The sequence below is a fragment of the Serratia sp. X10 genome (assembly GCF_017811775.1).
In the GTDB taxonomy this organism is placed as follows: Bacteria; Pseudomonadota; Gammaproteobacteria; order Enterobacterales; family Enterobacteriaceae; genus Serratia; species Serratia ureilytica.
On the sequence record NZ_JAEIOH010000001.1, the window covers coordinates 884000 to 902816 of the forward strand.

An 18817-nucleotide genomic window follows, 5' to 3' on the forward strand; every position below is an offset into this window, starting at 1 on the left:
GGCGTACTAAATGCCGCTCGTCACATGCCTGTTGTTTATCATAAACATAAGCAGGAGAGCCAGAAATGCCGCAAACATGATAATGCATCCCATAAGCATCATCCCCGCAGTGAACGAGTGCGTCATTTCTTTTGCCATGCCCATCAGGAAAGGCCCGGCAAACCCACCAAAAGCGCCAATCGAGTTAATGAGGGCAATCCCGCCTGCGGCCGCCTTACCACTCAGAAACTTGCCGGGCAGTGTATAAAAAATTGTTTTAGCTGAGATGGTGCCAACAAGGGCAAGTGTGATCCCCAGCATTGCGGGCAGCAGGCTGTTTATGTACAGAGACAGCATTAGCGAGACCGCAGCCAGCATCAGCGCGCAGATGAGGTGAAGCACGCCCCGTCCCGATTTATCGACCAAACGCGCCCAGTAAATAAGCCCAATGGTTGAAAAGAAATAAGGGACCATCCCACACTTGTGCGGTCAAGGTAGTTGAAAAAATAAGCCAGGCCCAGCAGCGGTATAAGCCGCCATGCGGCTTTTACTAATACCCGATGCTCTTCGGCAGTAAGCGGCATGAGGCCGCTCCGCAAATTCACTGCTGAGTATGATGTAGCTGACATACAGTGCCTCAATGTAGATACAGAAGCCGGGGGTTTGCCTGCAGATGCAGGCTGAATTATTATCTGGCCGGACAGGAAATGACGCCGCATTCTTCCAGGCGTGCTATCGATTCTGATGAGTAACCCAGCTCTTCAAGGATTGATGCCGAGTCGCGGCCAATATCAGGCACATTGATTCGGGTGCCGAAACGATGTCCGTCCATCTCAAAAGGCAGCATGGGGATACTGACACTGGTTCCATCCTGCAGCATGACCCCTGTCATCCCGCCGGACTTTGTAAGATGTACATCTTCAAAAAGATCGTCCGGGCGACGAATTGGAGAAAACGGCAGGCCGAATCGCTCACACAGTTCCATGATGTCCTGCTTTGGCATCGACAGGAGATGTTCTCTGATAACCGGCAAAATCCGGTCCCGGGCCTGCACGCGCTGGTTATTCGTGGCAAGGCTTTCATCCACTGCAAAATCATGCATGCCAAAGGCTTCGCAGAATACCGTCCACTGCGTATCACTCACCACTCCAATGAAAACCTGCTCATTTTCGCGGGTGGTGAATACGTCATAGACGGCCCAGGCAGACAGCCGGCTGGGCATCGGTGCGGCTGATTTACCTGTTACGGCCTTCTGCATCATATGCTGGGCCACCAGGAAGGCAGAGTTCTCATAGAGCCCTGTCTGCACAAACTGTCCCTGTCCGTTCTGTCCGCGCTGAAGAAGGGCTGCCAGTACGGTTATTGCACTGAACATTCCGCCCATGACATCATTTACCGAGGCACCCGCCCGCAGCGGGCGTCCCTCCGGTCCGGTCATATAGGCCAGTCCGGTCATCATCTGCACCACTTCATCCAGTGCCGTCCGGTTTTCATACGGCCCCGGCAGAAAGCCTTTCATTGAGCTGTAAATGATATCGGGCTTAATGGCTTTTACGGCATCGTAGCCGAGACCGATTTTTTCCATGGCACCCGGACGGAAATTTTCAGTAAATACATCGGCCGTGGCAATCAGCTTTTTAACAGCTTCCAGACCTTCTGCAGTTTTAATATCAATAGCCAGGCTTTTCTTGTTCCGGTTATAGGTCATCCAGTAGCCCGCGCCTGATCCCGTCAGACGCCGGGTATTATCTCCTTTTGGTGCTGGCTCAATCTTAATAACTTCTGCACCCAGATCAGCCAGCAGCAGACCGCAGGTCGGCCCCATCACCATGTGGACAAACTCAATGACGCGGACGCCTTCAAGGGGAAGTTTTTTCTCATTCTGAACGGACATTATTTTCTACCTGCATAGTGAAAGTTTTTTCCAACTCCGGCATCGGGAATAAAGCCATAGAGTGGCTCCCCGGGTAAACCGCGTTTAAGCGTTTCACGGGCCATCAGCAGCCTGTCTATATTGACGCCGGTACGAAGCCCCATTGATTCGAGCAGATAGACGAGGTCTTCCGTAACAATGTTGCCCGAAGCGCCAGGCGCATACGGGCAGCCACCAATACCACCGAGCGAAGCATCAAATGTGGTTACTCCGGCATCCAGAGCAGCAAGAACATTTGCCAGACCCTGTCCCCGGGTATTGTGAAAATGCGCGCTGCCGGCCAGTTCGCCGACCTCTTCTTTCAGCCTGAGGAAAAGGCGCTTTACCTGTACCGGCGTCCCGTAACCAACGGTGTCAGCCAGTCCGACTTCATTAACGCCTAGTTCAGCCATCATGCTGGCCATACTGATAACGTCATCTTCGTGCACCACGCCCTGGATGGTGCAGCCAAACACGGTGGAAAGGCCTGCTTCGACTTCTACTCCGGGATAGTATTCATTGCGAAATGCGATGATTTTCCCCACCTCAGCAAAAATCTGGTTATGGGTTTTATTGACGTTTGCAAGCGAGTGAGGTTCGCTGACTGAAACCGGGATGGTGACTTTCTGTACGCCTGCTTTGAATGCCGTCTCTGCGCCGCGCAGATTGGGGACCAGCGCGGTGACAAACAGATCCGGCAGCGTGCGCGCATATCCGACGAGTTCGCCTGTATCGGCCATCTGAGGCAGAAGCTTTGGTGACACAAACGAGCCGACCTCTATTTCCTTTAACCCCGCGGAGGCTAAATCACTAACCCACTGCTTTTTCAGGTCGGTCGGCATGACCGCAGAAACGCTCTGTAGTCCATCTCGCGGGCCCACTTCACTGATAAGAATATCAATATTGCTGTTATGACTCATTGCCTCTGCTCCGGTACGGTCAGGTGAACCTGCATCACAGATTTGTTTGTTCTGCCTGACGAAACGTTGTTCTGTTATAATTTTGTTGTAATTTGAACAGGAGTCAACCAGCGTTTAACCCCGCGATGCATTACTGCGAGTTAAATCACATTCATAAACATGTGCGCTGGGATGATTCAAGGGGGGGGGGGATCAATACCTTATTCAGCAACATATATTTTTAAGGATTAAAATTAATGAGCCTGTTTGCGGCGCCAACGCCAAAAAAATGCAGCATTTTCAGCACAATGCCTGAACAGTTTTATCGTGACGGTGATTCAGACTGGGTACGCGCAAATAAGCCCGGGCAGCAGATAACGTCATTTATTGAAGGGCCCGCATTTGACCGGAACGGGGAGCTTTATGTCACGGACATTCCCTATGGCAGGATTTTCAAAGTTGATAAACAGGGCGGGTGGTCCCTTGTAACTGAATACGACGGATGGCCGAATGGTCTGGCGTTTCATCGGGATGGACGCCTTTTTGTCGCAGACTACAGGCGGTGCATACTAGCACTCGATCCGTCCTTAACTGATATGTGTCCCATACTGACGCACATACGAAGCGAGAGTTTCAAAGGTGTGAATGACCTGTTTTTTGATGAGTCCGGGCGGCTTTATTTTACCGATCAGGGGCAGACGGGCATGCAGGACCCAACCGGGCGGGTTTATCGCTATGCACCTGAGGAAAACACGATTGAATGTCTGTTATCAAATGGCCCCAGCCCGAACGGACTGCTTCTGGACCTTGACGGAAAGGCGCTGCTGGTCGCCATGACCCGCGGAAATGCCGTCTGGCGGCTGCCTGTTACTGAACATGGGCCCTCTTCTAAAGTGGGCATTTTCACGGCCATGGCAGGGGGCATCAGCGGTGCAGATGGTATGGGGCTTGATGCAGACGGTAACGTCTACGTATGTGATGCGGGACATGGATGTGTTTGGATTTTCAGCCGCTATGGCGTGCCGCTTTTCCGCTATGACAGCTGCACCGGGGCCGTACCCTGACCAATATCGCATTTGGCGGCCAGGAAAACGCCACCGCGTTCGTAACGGACTCTTCTACCGGAACCATCCAGCAATTTCCCGCTCTGGCACCTGGCCGCAGATTATTTTCTCACATCTGAAACCCGGAGCATGCCGATATGAGCATGCTCACAAATCCATCATAAATTCGATCTGGCTCAATAATTTCACATCCTGTTTACATACTTTCTTGACGCCTCACTCTCTTCACCGCAAAAGTTAGCATCGATTAAATGAAATGCCGTTCTGTCTGGCGGAATTATAATGATAACTAAGAAGGTGCAACTGTGACAATATTGAGCTACCTCATGATAGGCGTGTTCATGTTCCTGATCATAACTCGCAGACTGTCCGCCCTGCTTGCGTTAATCCTCGTGCCGCTGTTTTTCGCCCTGGTAGCAGGCTTCCATACTGAACTCGGCAAAATGATGATGGACGGAATTAAGCTGCTTGCCCCGACGGGCGTCATGCTGACTTTTGCCATTCTTTATTTCTGTGTCATGACCGACGCCGGGCTTTTTGATCCGTTTATCCGCCTCATTGTCCGCATTGTAAAAGGCGATCCGCTTAAAGTAATGATTGGTACCGCTATCCTTGGTATCAGCGTGGCACTCGACGGCGACGGTGCCACTACCTATCTCATCTGTACAGCTGCACTTCTTCCACTCTATCGTCGGCTCGGAATAAAGCTTCAGTACATGGCCACCGTACTGCTGCTTTCAATCGGCGTAATGAACATGCTCCCGTGGGGTGGACCTACGGCGCGCGCTGCGAGCGCTATGAAAGTAGACGTTGGAGAGCTCTTTATGCTGCTTCTGCCCATTATGATTTGTGGGCTTATCTGGGTCGTGCTGGTTGCCGTTATTTTTGGACTGCGCGAACGTCGCCGGCTTGGGGTAATTAAAATCGATCTCAGTGAAGAGACCGGACAACTTACTTCTGTAACTAATTATCGTTATCTTTTTAATTCAGCGCTGACTATTGCCCTGCTGGTTATGTTAATTCTGGGCATTCTTCCTATGGCAACACTGTTTATGATCGCCTTTGCGCTGGCGATGCTGGTGAATTTTCCTGACCTGAAGTGTCAGAAAGACCTCCTTGCAAAACATGCTGAGAACGTGCTTGCCATTGTTTCTCTCATTTTTGCAGCAGGTATTTTTACCGGCATCCTGTCCGGCACCGGTATGGTAGATGCCATGTCTAACAGTCTTGTAAATTCACTGCCTGCCTCAGCTGGCCCCTGGCTCGGCATTCTTACGGCGGTAATCAGCATGCCGTTTACCTTCTTCATGACAAATGATGCTTTCTACTTTGGAGTTTTACCCATTCTTGCGCAGACAGCGGCCAGCTACGGAATCTCACCTATGCAGATGGCTGTTGCTTCATTGATTGGACAGCCTGTACATCTGCTCAGCCCGCTTGTTGCGTCAACGTACCTTCTTGTCGGTATTCTTAATCTGGATTACGGGCTGAATCAGCGTGCAAGCCTTAAATGGGCGGTGGGAACAGTATTGTGCATGCTGTCAGGCGCTATCGTGCTTGGCACATTGCCGCTACACAGCTGATCTGCACCCGTTAATTAATTTTCGATGATCTAGCGCTGCCCTCATCATTATGAGGGCACGCTTTTGCTCATACCTGCCCGTTATGCCGGCTCAAAAAACAGGCTTAACGTAGGATATTTTCCGTTTTCCAAGCGGACCCTTTCTAAGCCATCCACCGGGCGATGGGCAACCGTCGCCCGGTTACGCGATATGCGATCCGGTTCTTAGGATATGAGTTTTAAGTTTTTCCCATTCGGTTTAGCGGCGATTACTATCACCCTCAACGTAATCAACGATCCGGAGGGAATATGCAAAAGCTCACTCGTTTTCTGGCCCTGCTCGGCGAGCTGATGATCGAAAAAGCCGAAGACACCGCGCCGCAGGCTGCTCAGCCTGACGATCGCGACGACGCGTTGCCACCGCGCCTCGAGCGTGGCGTTCCGCTGGCCGACCGCTTCCTGTTCATGTAATTTCCCGCGCTGTTTTTTGTCCCGCACGTTCCGGTATTTCATTACCTGGCGCCTGCGTCTATCTTCTTTCATCAAAAAATGGGCTTTCGCGATTACGATCGTCTGCTGCAGGTGCCGCTCAGCGATGGCACGCCGGTCGACAGAATCAAAAAGCGCTTTTCCGTTTAATCAGCTGCCCCTGAAAGCGCATCTCGCGCCGGGGCAAGACGGTTTCGGCGTTCACATCAAGTAACCGGATGCGCACTCCCTGGCGCATCCGGAGAGTCTCTTTAATTCAGAGCGGCGAGAAATGCCCGATAGTCCTGCGCGCTGCTGTCCAACTCGTGTTGCTGAACCTGCTCTGCCGTCCCGTCCGAAGCAGCTTCCTTGCCGTAAAAGGCAAAGAACGAAGCATAGTCGGCCCGCACATAATCGGCGGTCACTTCAAACGGCCGGAAGATTTCCTCCAGCGAGTAGCGATAACGCCCTTCACGCGCGTAATCTTCTGCGCGCACGCCCGCCGTGACCGCCAGCGCCAGTTTCTTGTTCTGCATCTTATAGCCGCTGCGGGAACCGTAGGCCCAGCCGTAGGTGAGCACGTCGTCCAGCCATTTTTTCAGCAGCGGCGGGCTGCTGAACCAGTAAATCGGGAACTGCAGCACGATGTTGTCATGCGCTTCAATCAACTGCTGTTCTTTGGCGACGTCTATCTGCCAGTCCGGATAGGCCTGATGCAGTTCGTGCACGGTATAGCGCTCCGGATAGCGGCGCAGTTCCTCCAGCCAACGTTTGTTGACCACCGAGTTCGCCATATCGGGATGGGTCACTATCACCAACGTTTTCATACTGATCTCTCCAGTCAGGTGTTTCGACGCATCTTAGGGTATGCTGACAGAATGTAAAATACGTACACTCACGATACATACTTACCCTGGAGAAAGTGTAAATGACCGCCGAATCCCACTGCAGCCCTACGGGCATCAGCCTTGAAGACACCGGCTATGGCTACACCCTGTCGGTGATCAACGGCAAATACAAAATGATTATTCTCTACTGGCTGGCGTTGTATAAGCCGGTATTGCGGTTCAACGAACTGCAGCGCTGCATCGGCACCATTTCGTACAAGACGCTGAGCTCGACGCTGAAAGAGCTGGAAAAAGATCGGTTGGTGGTGAGAAAGGAGTATCCGCAGATCCCGCCCAAGGTGGAGTACAGCCTGTCCGAGTGCGGGCGTTCGCTGATCCCGGTGATCGACATGATGTGCGACTGGGGGGAGCGGCACCGGCCGGAATCGCCGGTGCCGTGAGGGGTTAGTTGTCCGCCGCCGCTGAGGTTGCCGGCGCGGGTTCATCGTGCTCAACCAGCGCGTCCGCCGGCCGGCACTGGCGCAGCGTGCGCACGCTGAAGGCCACCAGCACGCCGAGCACTGCGGCGAATGCGCCAAACGACAGCACGCTCATCAATGGGGTGAACACCCTGCCCAGTACGCCGAGCCCCAGCGCGCCAATCGAATCGCCGGTCACGTCCTGCGCGGTGCCGAGGCTGTTAACCCGCCCCAGCAGATGATCCGGCGTGTTGCTCTGGATCAGCATGAACTGCAAGAGCGAGGCGATGGCATTGGCGTAGCCGTAGCACACCAGCGCCAGCAGCGCCGGCGCCAGGTGGCTGAACAGCCCCAGTGACGCGATGGCGGTGAACGCGACGATAGCGGCGATCAGGATCAGCACGCCAGGGCGAGGGAAACGCCCCACCCAGCCGCTGGTCAGCGCGCCCAGCATCGCACCGAGCGGCACTGCGGAGTACATCAGGCCAATAGAGGACGCGCCGACGTGGTAAGCGTCCTGCGCCAGCGCCGGAAACAGTATCCTGACGGCGCCGACGATGCTCATCAACATCCCCAGCAACACCACCGAGCCGACCACCTTATTGCGCCAGACAAACTGGAAGCCGCTGGCGAGCGCTCGCAGCGGGTGTTCCGGCTCCTGCTGCTGCGGCAGCAGCGTCGGCAAGCGCACCAGCGGGACCAGGGTGCCCAGCGTCCCGGCCGCCGCGACGGCGAAAGCGAGACCGACGCCGCCGAACACGATGATGATCCCCCCCAGCGCCGGCGCCAGGATCGCGCCGATGCGCACCGTCACCATGCTCAAGGCCCCCGCCGCCGCCAGGTTTTCGCGCCCGACCAGCAGCGGGATCACCGCCATCAGCGCCGTCATGCCGAGCGCGCCGAAAAACCCGTCCCACGCCGCCAGCAGATAGAGCGCCCACAGCGACGGGGCCGGCGCGAAGGCGTTCAGACTCAGGGCGACAAAGCCCAGTCCGCAGGTGCCGCGCGCGAACAGGATCAGCTTGCGGCGATCGTAGCGATCGGCGAGCACCCCGCCCAACATCAGGCCGATAAACATGCCTGCGCCGTCCAGCGCCACCGCCACGCCCACCTGCAACGTGGAGCCGGTCATCGCCTGGATCTGAATCGGCACCCCCACCGCCAGCATGCCGAGTGAAAACACCGACAGCATGCGGGCGCAGAAAATCGCGCGAAAATGCGCATTGCTTCTCAGCAAACTGAAATCAAGAAAAAAAGAAGGTCTGGCCATAGTGTCCTGCATATCATGTTTTAGTACGGGCCGTGGCGCACGCCCGGCCCGGTTGCGTTATACCAACCCGTATTGCCGCGTCAGCAGCGAATGCAATAGCGGCCCGAGCGTCTCCAGCGAGACCGGCGACAGAATGTCCGCGTGCTCGCAGCCTTGGTGATGACAGATCAGCCGATCCAGATACGGCGCCCACACGGCGTTGATATCCATCAATGGCGGCAGCGTCCGGTCGGCGACAAACAGCGTTGCCGTGCCGTGGAAACGCCGGCTGCGCGCCTGAGACAGAAGGCGCACCGCGTCGCGATAGTTGGCGACGATGCTGTCGAACATCGCCGCCTTCTCCGCCATCAGCGCCGGATCGCCATGATCTTCCGCCATAAACTCGGCCTGTTCCTGCGCCACCTCCTTCTGCGCCTCTTCCTCGGTGGGGCCGGTCCAGTCCTGGCCTTCCGGCGGATAGGTATCCAGCATGCCGAGGAAAGCCACCTCTTCACCCTGCTGCTGCAGACGCGCGGCCATCGAATGCGCCAGCGTGCCGCCGAGCGAATAGCCCAGCAGGTAGTAAGGCCCCTGCGGCTGCAGGCGGCGCAGAGTGGCGAGATGACGATCGACCATCTGCTCAATGTCCTCACAGGTGGCGATGACGCCGTCCGGTCTTGGCGACTGCAGACCGATGATCGGGTAACTCCCCGGCAGATACCGGCTCAGCCCCGAGTACTGCCAGGCGAAACCGGAAGCCGGATGCAGGCAGAACAGCGCCGGGCCTTGGCCCGCCCGCAGCTGCAGGCACTCACCGACGCCGCGGCTCTCGGCCGAGTCGGCGGCCTGCGCGTCATCGAGCAGGTGCGCCATTTTCTCCAGACTGCGGGCGAACATGATCTGCCCAACGCTCAGCGGCCGGGTGACGCGCCGACGCAGCTCCGCCGCCAGGCGCATCGCCAGCAGCGAGTGGCCGCCCAACGCGAAGAAGTCGTCGTCGGCATACACCGTCTCGCGCCCCAGCAGTTCGCTGAACAGCGCCGCCAGCAGGCGCTCGCTGTCGCTATGCGGCACGCGGCCGCTCTGCGGGCTCAGCTGCGGCCGAGGCAACGCCTTGCGATCCAGCTTGCCGCTGGCGCTGAGCGGGAAGCTGTCGGTCATGACATAGCTGACCGGCATCATGTGCGCCGGCAAACGCGCCTCCAGCGCCTGATGCAGGACGGCGGTATCCAGCGTCACGCCCGGCTGGGCGATCAGCCAGGCAACCAACTGCCGCATATCGGCGCCGCCCAGCCCCGTCGCGCCCTCACCCAGTTCGATGGCGTGGACCGCCGCCTGCGCTACTCCCGGCTGCGCCAGCAGCGCCTGTTCGATTTCGCCCAGTTCGATGCGCTGGCCACGGATCTTCAGCTGATCGTCGCTGCGCCCCAAATACTCGACGCTGCCGTCTTCCAGCCAACGGGCGATATCGCCGGTGCGATACATGCGCGCCCCGTTGCCGGCGGGATCGGCGACAAACCGCTGTGCCGTCAATCCCGGCCGATGCAGATAGCCGTCGGCCAGCTGAATGCCGCGCAGGTAGAGATCGCCGGCGCAGCCGACGGGCACCGGCCGCAGCATGGCGTCGAGAATGCTCAGTTGGGTGTTCCAGACCGGTTTGCCGATCGGCACGCCGGCGCCGCTCACCGCCGCCAATGCCTCGCCGGACGCCGGTTGATAGGTGACATCGACCGCCGCCTCCGTCGGGCCATACAGGTTATGCAGCGGCGCGGCGACCAACGCCTGGTAGCGGGATGCCAGTTCACACGACAACGCCTCACCGCTGCAGAACACGCGCTTCAGGCTGGCGGCGGCGCGCTGCGGCGCACGTTCGTTCAGCGCTTCAACCCAGATAGCCAACATGGACGGAACGAAATGCAGCGTGGTTACGCCATAGTCGTCGATCAACGTCGTCAGCGCCTGCGGATCGCGGTGCGCCTCCGGCGGCGCCATCACCAGACGCGCGCCGACCATCAGCGGCCAGAAGAACTCCCAGACGGAAACGTCGAAGCTGCACGGCGTTTTCTGCAATACCACGTCCTGCGCATCGAGCGAATACTCATGCTGCATCCAGAACAGACGGTTGACGATCGCCCGGTGGTTCACCACCACCCCTTTCGGCCGCCCGGTAGAGCCCGAGGTATACAGCACGTAGGCGGGATAATCGCCGTTCCCCGCCGGTGCGCGCTGCATCGGTTCGCGCCCGCTGTCGTCCAGCGCATCGAACCGCAACGTCGGCGCCAGCGCGGCAAAACGGGCATCCAGGGCGCTCTCGGTGATAATCAGCCGTGGCTTGGCGTCTGCCACCATGTAGGCCAAACGCTCATCCGGGTAACCGGTATCCAGCGGCAGCCAGGCGGCGCCGGTTTGCACAATCGCCGTCAGCGCCAGGCTGAGGCGCACGGAACGCGGCAACGCCACCGCGACGATATCGCCCGGCTGAATGCCCGCCGCGGTCAGCCGTTCGGCCAACAGCGCGGCCTGGCGCTGCATGTCACGGTAGCTGAGGCTGTGCCCGGCATCCTGCAATGCGATGCGTTCGGGCGTGCGCCGCGCTTGATCGGCGATCGCCTGATGCAAGGTGGTGTCCGCTACCGCCTGGGCGGTGCGGTTGACCGCCGCGATCAACGCCTGTTCCTGCGGGGTTTGCAATTGCCAGCGCGGCAACGGCAGATCCGGTTGCGCAATCCATTGTTGCAGCAGCGCCATCAGCCGCGCGGCGAAGCGTTCAGGCTGCGGCACCGAGTCACGATACTCCATCAGCAGACGCAGACGCTCGCCCGGCAGCACCAGCAACGTCAGCGGATAGTGGGTATAGCCTTTGTTGCGGATGGCGTCGCAGCGCAGGGAACCTGTGCCGCCGAGCAAGGCGTCGTTGTCCGGGTAGTTCTCCACCACCAACAGCGTATCGAACAGCGTGCCCGCGCCGGCCAGGTGCTGGATCTCACCCAATCCCAAATCGTCGTGCTCCAGCAGTTCAATCTGCCGGTGTTGCAGAGCGGTCAGCTGTTCCGTCAACGGCCGGCCGTTTTCTAGCCGTACGCGTACCGGCAGCGTGTTGCTGAACAGGCCAACGTGCTCTTCCACACCGTCGATCTGGCCAAACCGCCCGGAAACCGGCGAGCCGAACACCACGTCCTGATGGCCGCAACAGCCGGCCAGCTGCAGCGCCCAGATGCCCTGCATCACGGTATTGAGCGTCAGCCCGCGTTCGCGGCACAGGGTCAGCAAACGCTGTTCCTCCGCCGGCGGCAGCGTCATTTCCAGCTCAAACACGCGGTCGTCCTGCGTCTCGCCAAACAGCAGCGTTGGCCGCACGTCCTGCAGCGTCTCGCGCCAGATGCGGCGCGAGGCGTCGGCATCCCGCGCGGCCAGGCGGCGCACGATATCGGCATAGTTCGAACGCAGCGGCGGCAACGCCGTTATCCCTTCACGCAATGCGAGCATCAGATCGTTGAGCACCACCGGCGTCGACCAGCCATCGACGATCAGGTGGTGGGCATTGAGGAACAGCGTGCAGCGTTCGCTCTCGCCGTGTTTGACCCACAGCGCATGCAGCATCGCGCCCGGCTGGTTAAACAGATCGCGCTGCAGCTCTTTCTGCTCCAGCTCATTCAGCGCCTGCATTTCTTGTTCGGCGGACAGCGGCGGCAGCCTGTGGCTGTCCAGTGGCCAATGGCTTTCCTGCGGTATCAGCTGCAGCGGTTCGCCCTCGCGGTTGAACCGGGCGGCCAGCTGCGGATGGCGGCGGATCACCGCATCCAGCGCCTGCTGGAGCCGTGGCGCATCCAGTTCGCCGCACAGGCTCAGGCGCGTCAGCGAGTTATAACTGCCGCCCTGCTGCGCCGTCTGGGCATGGAACAGCAGGCCGTGCTGCAAAGGCAACAGCGGTAGCGCATCGGCCAACGGCCCATACTCCCGCTCCCAGGCGCGCAGCGTTTCATCGTCGACGTTCGGTTGGGCGATCTCGGCCGCCGTCAACGTTGCCGCTGCGCGTTCGGGATGCCGTTCGGCAAACTCGCACAGCGCACGCACGGCCTGCTCGATGCCCCTATGCAACGCCTCGATGTCGCTCGCGCTGAAAATCCCCTCCAGCCAGCTCCAGTTGATCGCCAGACACGCGCCGTCGCGCCGCTCTTCGACAAAGATGTTCACTTCCAGCCCGTAACACAGCGCCTGCTGCGCATCCTGCGCCACGGCGAAGGCGTCGCGGAAACGGGTCCGGCTGCGCTGCGGCGTCCAGTGTCCCTCATCCTGGCCGAAGCGCCCGAGATAGTTGAACAAAATCTCCGGCGCATTGCGCTGCGCCAGCGCGGCCAGTTCGTCACGCTGCGGATGCAAATAGCGCAGTTGACCATAGCCGATGCCGCGATCGGCCACCGCGCGCGTCACCCGTTTCACCGCGCGCACGGCCTCGTGGTGTTCGGCGTCATGCAGTTCGATGCACAGCGGGTACTCCGCCGTCAGCCAGCCGACGGTGCGCGCCAGATCGAGGCTATCGTCCAGTTCGGCGCGGCCGTGCGACTCCAGCGAAAAACGCAGTGAAGCGGCCTGGAAATGACGCCGGCAGGCCAGCGCCAGCGCGCACAGCATGATCTCTTCGACCTGAGCGCGGTATCCCTGCGGCAAGGCGCCCAGCAGCGCGGCGGTCAGCCGGCTGTCGAGCAGCGTGCGCCGTTCGCTCACCGAAGCGAGACGATCGGTCTGCGGATCCAGCGCGCGTCGCCCCAAGCGCGGCACGCCGTCCGCCAGCATCTGCCGCCAGAACGGCAGCTCGGTTTCCCGGCGTTCGGCGTCGGCCCGTAAACGCGCGGACCACTCATAGAGTGAGGTTTCCTCCGGCGGCAGCGCGATCGGCTGCCCCTGCATGGCGCTGTCGGCCGCTTGCCGCAGTTCGTCGAGCAGGATGCGCCAGGAAACGCCGTCAACCACCAGGTGGTGGATCGCCAGCACCAGCCCGAGGCTCTGCCCGTCACGCTGCAACAAGATGGCCTGCATCATGCTGCCCTCGGCCGGATTGAGGCGCGCCAGCGCGGCATCAAACGCCTGTTCCGCCGCGGTTTCCAGATCGCCGGATACGGGATGAGGCTGCATCAATTCACCGGCGGCGGCGGTTTCAACCACCAACTGGCCGTCGTGGATCCGCGCGCCCAGCGCCGGGTGTGCCGTACGCAGCTGTTCCAACGCATCACGCAGCTGTGCCGGTTGCAATTCGGCAGGCACGCGCAGGAAAACGCCGTGCGCGAAGCGACGATGCATGTCGCCCGTCTCGGCAAACCAGTGCAGGATCGGCAGCCCGTCGATCGGGCCTTGCTGCACGCTGCGCGCGGCCTGAGATCCAACGGCCAGCGGCTGCATCGCCTGCGCCATGCGCGCGGGGGTGTGCAGCGCGAAGATCTCACGCGGCCGCAGCAGATACCCGTTGCGCCGCAGGGCGGTGCCCAGCCCCATCGCCGAGATGCTGTCGCCGCCGAGCGCGAAGAAATCGTCGTCGGCGCCGACGCGCTCCATCCCCAACAGCTGCGCCATGGCGCGGCAAATCAGCCTTTCCTGTTCGGTGGCCGGCTCGCGCAGGCTTTGCGCCAGCGTCTCCTGCGGTTTGGGCAGCGCCTGACGGTCAATCTTGCCGTTAACGTTAAGCGGCAGCTCCGGCATCACCACCAGGATCGCCGGCACCATGTAATCCGGCAGACGCTGCGCCAACTGCGCCAGCAGTTCGTTTTGCAGCGCGGGTGAGGCGCGCCGCGCGTCATCCTGCACCGAGCAGTAACCGATCAGGCGATAGGTAGCGCCGATCCGCTCGGCGATCACCACCGCCCGCCCCACGTCCGGCAAGGCAGCCAGTGCGCTCTCCACTTCACCCAGTTCGACGCGGAAGCCGCGCACTTTAATTTGGTGATCGGTACGGCCAATGAACACCAGCTGGCCGTCCGCGCTCCAACGCATCAGATCGCCGCTGCGGTACATCACCTCGCCGTCGGCGAACGGATTGGCGACAAAGCGCGCCGCCGTCAGATCCGGACGGCGCAGGTAACCGCGCGCGATGCCCTTGCCTGAAATGTACAGTTCCCCCGCCGCGCCGATCGGCACCGGCTGCAGGCGACTGTCGAGCAGCCAGACTTCGGTATTGGCCAGAGGGCGCCCGATCACCGGCTGGTCTGCGGCCGTGACCGGCGCGCCGAGGGTATCGACGGTGTATTCGGACGGGCCGTAATAGTTATGGATCTCGACTTCCGGATGCTGCCGCATAAGGTTCCACAGCGTCGGCGTCGCCGCCTCGCCGCCGATCATCACAAACGCCGGCAGCGGGAACTGTCCCTTCAGCAGGCCGCAATCCACCAACTGCGAGAGGAACGACGGCGTGATGTCCAGCAGATCGATCGGGGTCTGTTGGGTTTGTTCGAGCAGCGCCCAGGGGTCGCGGCGCAGCTCTTCATCGAAGATAACCAGTTCGCTGCCCATCATCATGCAGAACAGCGGCTCCCAGGAGGAGTCGAAAGAGAACGAAGCGGTATGCCCGGCGCGCAGACGCCGCCCGCGGCGAGCCTGGAATTTTTCAATCGCCGGGCCGAACAGCGAGGCCTGATGCGACAAGAACAGGTTCAGCAGCCCGCGGTGCGTGGACATCACGCCCTTGGGTTTGCCGGTTGAACCGGAGGTGTAAATCATGTAGGCGAGATGCGCTTCATTCAGCGGCGCACGCCGCTCTTCGTCCGATATCGGCGTGGCTTCGGCGGCCGCGCAGCGCGCCAGGCACGATGCGTCGTCCAGGCACAATACCTGCGGCAGATCCGGCATGTTGGCCCGCGTGTCGCTGTGGGTCAGCAGCATCACCGGCCGCGCGTCGTCGCACATCAGCGCCAGACGTTCACGCGGATAATCCAGATCGAGCGGCATGTAGGCCGCGCCGCTGGCCAACACGCCAAACAGCGCGACCAGCGTGTCCACCGAGCGCGGAATGCCGATGGCGACCACGTCTTCGGCGCCGATGCCGCTTTCGATCAGCACGCGCCCCAGTTGCATCACCCGTTCACTGAGTTGACGGTAGCTGAGGCGCACATCGCCGCAGGTCACCGCCAACGCCTCGGGCTGTCGCTCAACCTGACGCTGGAAAGCGTCCATGATCGACACCATGCCCGCCGGCGGCGTCAGCTCAGCGCCGCGCCCCCAGGTCGCGAGTTGGCGCAGCTCCCCTTCGCTGACCAGCGCCAGTTGACCGTTCGGCTGATGCGGCCGCCGCGCCAGCTGCTGCAGCCAATGGCCGATGCGCTTTGCGTGACAGTGTAATGTACGCGGCGAGTATTTGGCCGGGTTGGCCACCAACGACAGCGTCAGCACGCCGCTTCGAAAACCGATCTCAAACTCGAGGTCGTCGACCGGCCCCATCGCCAGCGTATGGGTAACGGCCGCTTGACCGTCGAAGGACAAGGCGCTGTGGTAAACCTTGACGTTGACCACCGGGCCGTACAGCTCCTGATGGCCGCCGACCAGGCCGAGATCGCGTTTGATCTGCTCCGCCTCATAGCGTTGATGGCGGCGCACCTGTTTGATTTCCGCCGCGGTGGCCTGGCAGACGTCCGCCAGCGACATCTCCGGCGTCACGTTCAGCAGCAGCGGCAGTACGTTAACCACCGGGCCGACCGCCGCCAGCGCCTGCGAGCCCATGCGGCGCATGAAAGGAAAACCGATGGAGAACCGGGTTTCGCCGCTCATGCGCGCCAGATACATCGCCAGCGCCGCCGTGACGATATCGGCCGGTTGCAACGACTGCAGCGCCGCATCGCGCAGCGCTTCGTCAAACAGCGACTCCGGCAGCACCAGCGCCTGTTTGAGCGGGCGAGCGTCCGGTTCGACCTCGCGGTTTTCCGTCGCCAATGACAGCGGCGACGGCAGATCGCGCAGATGCTGCCGCCAGAATTCGGCCGCCCGCTGGCGTGCGGGCGACGTTTGCCATTGCTGAAACTCTTCCACCACCTTGCCGAACGGGGTAAACGGCGAGGCCGCCGGCGACAGCCCGTGGCGCAGCGCGCGGTAGATATCGGCGATCCGGCGGGTGATGGCCTCGAAGCTGAAGCCGTCCAGGGTCAGATGATGAAAGCGCTGGTACCAGAACCAGCGATCGGCGCTGATGCGGATCACCGCATGGCGATAGAGCGGGCGCTCGCCGTCCGCGGGCAGATCCTGCGCCAGATCGTCGTGCATCAGCGCCAGCGCCGCCTGCTCGGCGTCTGGCCGCGCGCTGAAGTCAAACCACTCTGGCGCCAGCACCCGCGCGGGATCCGCGTTCAGCGGTAAACGTTGCACCGGCTGGCCGTCCTGCGCCTCAAAGAAGCGCGCCTGAACCGTATCCGCTTCCGCCAGCCCCTGGCGAATCGCGCGCTCCAGCGCCGAACGATCGATATCGCCGTGCAGTTCGGTGTAGTGCGCCACGGCGAAGCTGTTGCGCCGCAGCGCGATTTGGTCGGCAATCCAGATCCCCGGTTGCGCCGCAACCAGCGGATAATCCCGATACTCGACCTGAGTATCGGGCAATGAAAGCGTTTCTGACATGGTGTCTGTCCTTTTCCTCAAACGGAATGTAGCGATGTGGCTGTGCGGCGATTAACGCGGCGCATCCGCCGCTTTCAACGACGCCGGCCGCATGTCCTGCCAGTGCGCTTCGATATAGTCGATACATTCACCGCGCGACGCCGGCCCCATCAACACGCGCCATCCCGGCGGCGTATCGGCAAACTGCGGCCACAGCGAATACTGCTGTTGCGCGTTGACCAACACGGAGAAACGGAGACTTTCGTCATCGAACGGGTTTTGTTGTTCCTGAGTCATTTGCCTTACCTGTCTGTCAAAATGTGGGATTACTTCATTGCGGAAAGCAGCCGGCGCACGCCGTCCACCAGACCGCCGCGCCAGCAGAGCGCGTCATGTCCGCCGGAATACACGCGGTAGTCGGCACGGTGCCCGGCCGCCGTCAGCGCCTGGTGCATCTGGCGATTGACGAATTCGATGTCCGCCTCCCGATCGCCGGCTTGCTGAATCACGGTGAGCGTCGGCGCGGTCGCGCCGCGCTGCCGAACCTGGCGTATCAACCAGCCTTCCTCCAACTCGTGGCGTTTTTCAAACTGGGTAACGAATTGCACCGTGGGCCACCAGAAGGAGCCGGACTGGCTCAGCACATGGCCGAAGCGCTCGGGCCAGTGCAGGCCGGCGTATAACGCCGCCAGCCCGCCGTAGCTCTGGCCGGCGACCACGGTGCGCGCCCCCTCTTCGCTGAACGGTTCGCGCCGCTGCGCCTGCGGCAGCAGTTCGTCGATCACCGCCTGCCAAAAGGCGGCGTTGCAAGGCAGCTCGTTTTCCCGGTGTTCGCCATCGATCGCATCGATCAGCAGCCAGCACGCGGGCGGCAGATGCCCTTTTGCGGTCTCGTTCTCAATCACCGGCAGCAATGCGTGCCTTTCGATCCAGTTCTGGCCGTCGAGCAGCAGCACCAGCGGGCGGTTCGCGTTGTCCGCCGCCTCGCCGCCGGCATACAGCCACACGCGCCGCCGGGTGCCCAGCCGTTCGCTGTGCCAGTGAAAAAGCTGGAGCCGCGCTTCATCCAACGGCCGATCGGCGGCCTGCCAGGCGCTTTGGTCGTCCGCGTCCGGCCCCTGAGCCAGGGAAACGGCGCGCGGGCGATAAGCCGGCCCCAGCGAGGTGCGATTCAGCGGATCGGCGATCGCCAACGGGAACAGCGATACCCACCAGGCGCGCTGCTGGCGATCGCGCAACGTTTCGTCGTCGCTGAAGACGGGAGGAAGATCCCGCGCCGTAATCGGGATCAGGCTGTAACTGCCGCGCCAGCGGCGATCGACAACGGCCGCGCCGTACCAAACGTCGGTGCCGGGGAGTCTTTTCAGGCTGCTGGGGGTCGTGCTGTGATGGTCGGTAATGCCGTTGATATCGGCATAGACCCGGCATATCGGCGAGTGCCGCTCGTCGCCGGCAGGATCGCGCCATAGCCAGGTCATTCTGACGTGCTGTTCATCGTGCGCGTCGACGACAGGCGTGCCATGAGCGGCAACCTTCTGCCACCATGCGGGTTGCCCCGCCGTCGCCTCACGCAGCCAGTGCGCCGCCAATCCCTCATGGCCGTGTTCTGGCCTCTTTTCCGGCAAAAACTCCATAGCGCCCCTTACATAACGTGCGTGACTTTTACAAAACCTGACAATCGTATTGATACTCATTATCATTTTCAATACTATTTGTCGGATTTTTGCCGTCGTGCAAACGCGACGTCTCCGCGTCGACGAGGGAAAGCGTATTCATCGGCATTGCGGGGTTTATCAGGGTGGCATTACACA

Annotated in this window: 12 protein-coding genes; 4 read left to right on the plus strand and 8 right to left on the minus strand. The window is 60.6% G+C overall.

Going from position 1 to position 18817, the window contains the following annotated elements; all coding sequences use genetic code 11:
• Window positions 1–6: 6 nt before the first annotated feature.
• The 3 genes from J9788_RS04455 to J9788_RS04465 all read right to left on the minus strand — a co-directional run bounded on the left by J9788_RS04455 (window position 7) and on the right by J9788_RS04465 (window position 2811).
• On the minus strand, window positions 7–453 hold the full coding sequence (locus tag J9788_RS04455) for a hypothetical protein (protein ID WP_182264453.1): 447 nt from the start codon (window positions 451–453) through the stop codon (window positions 7–9).
• A gap of 214 nt (window positions 454–667) precedes the next feature.
• Window positions 668–1873, minus strand: a complete 1206-nt coding sequence (locus tag J9788_RS04460) for a CaiB/BaiF CoA-transferase family protein (protein WP_182264452.1) — start codon at window positions 1871–1873, stop codon at window positions 668–670.
• Window positions 1873–2811 carry a hydroxymethylglutaryl-CoA lyase gene (locus J9788_RS04465; protein ID WP_182264451.1) on the minus strand — a complete coding sequence of 313 codons (939 nt, stop codon included), beginning with the start codon at window positions 2809–2811 and terminating at the stop codon, window positions 1873–1875. The genes J9788_RS04460 and J9788_RS04465 overlap by 1 nt, the downstream gene beginning before the upstream one ends.
• Before the next feature lie 236 nt (window positions 2812–3047).
• On the opposite strand from J9788_RS04465, the gene J9788_RS04470 reads away from it, so the two are divergent.
• From J9788_RS04470 to J9788_RS04480, 3 genes are all read left to right on the plus strand, one after another.
• Window positions 3048–3854 carry an SMP-30/gluconolactonase/LRE family protein gene (locus tag J9788_RS04470; RefSeq protein ID WP_209333051.1) on the plus strand — a complete coding sequence of 269 codons (807 nt, stop codon included), beginning with the start codon at window positions 3048–3050 and terminating at the stop codon, window positions 3852–3854.
• 305 nt (window positions 3855–4159) lie between these two features.
• A complete protein-coding gene (locus J9788_RS04475; protein WP_351131544.1) occupies window positions 4160–5437 on the plus strand; it encodes a citrate:proton symporter in 1278 nt (425 codons plus the stop codon).
• Between the two features lie 287 nt (window positions 5438–5724).
• A complete protein-coding gene (locus J9788_RS04480) occupies window positions 5725–5886 on the plus strand; it encodes a hypothetical protein (protein WP_171403660.1) in 162 nt (53 codons plus the stop codon).
• Between the two features lie 269 nt (window positions 5887–6155).
• On the opposite strand, the gene J9788_RS04485 is transcribed toward J9788_RS04480, so the two are convergent.
• Window positions 6156–6710: an NAD(P)H-dependent oxidoreductase gene (locus tag J9788_RS04485; RefSeq protein ID WP_182264450.1), complete on the minus strand. Its 555-nt coding sequence runs from the start codon at window positions 6708–6710 to the stop codon at window positions 6156–6158.
• Between the two features lie 101 nt (window positions 6711–6811).
• Here J9788_RS04485 and J9788_RS04490 point away from each other — a divergent pair, with 101 nt between their 5' ends.
• Complete coding sequence (locus J9788_RS04490; RefSeq protein WP_182264449.1) at window positions 6812–7171, plus strand: helix-turn-helix domain-containing protein; 360 nt, start codon at window positions 6812–6814, stop codon at window positions 7169–7171.
• A gap of 4 nt (window positions 7172–7175) precedes the next feature.
• On the opposite strand, the gene entS is transcribed toward J9788_RS04490, so the two are convergent.
• From entS to fes, 4 genes are read right to left on the minus strand one after another with little or no spacing between them, the layout of a single operon-like run.
• Window positions 7176–8459 (minus strand): enterobactin transporter EntS, encoded by a 1284-nt coding sequence (gene entS / locus J9788_RS04495; RefSeq protein ID WP_182264448.1) that lies wholly within the window; start codon window positions 8457–8459, stop codon window positions 7176–7178.
• A 57-nt stretch (window positions 8460–8516) separates the two neighbouring features.
• The gene (locus tag J9788_RS04500) at window positions 8517–17027 is read right to left on the minus strand and encodes a non-ribosomal peptide synthetase (protein WP_182264447.1); all 8511 of its coding nucleotides are present in this window, start codon (window positions 17025–17027) and stop codon (window positions 8517–8519) included.
• A gap of 51 nt (window positions 17028–17078) precedes the next feature.
• On the minus strand, window positions 17079–17303 hold the full coding sequence (locus tag J9788_RS04505; protein ID WP_033643114.1) for an MbtH family protein: 225 nt from the start codon (window positions 17301–17303) through the stop codon (window positions 17079–17081).
• A gap of 29 nt (window positions 17304–17332) precedes the next feature.
• Window positions 17333–18640: an enterochelin esterase gene (gene fes / locus J9788_RS04510; protein ID WP_241427812.1), complete on the minus strand. Its 1308-nt coding sequence runs from the start codon at window positions 18638–18640 to the stop codon at window positions 17333–17335.
• Between the last annotated feature and the right edge of the window lie 177 nt (window positions 18641–18817).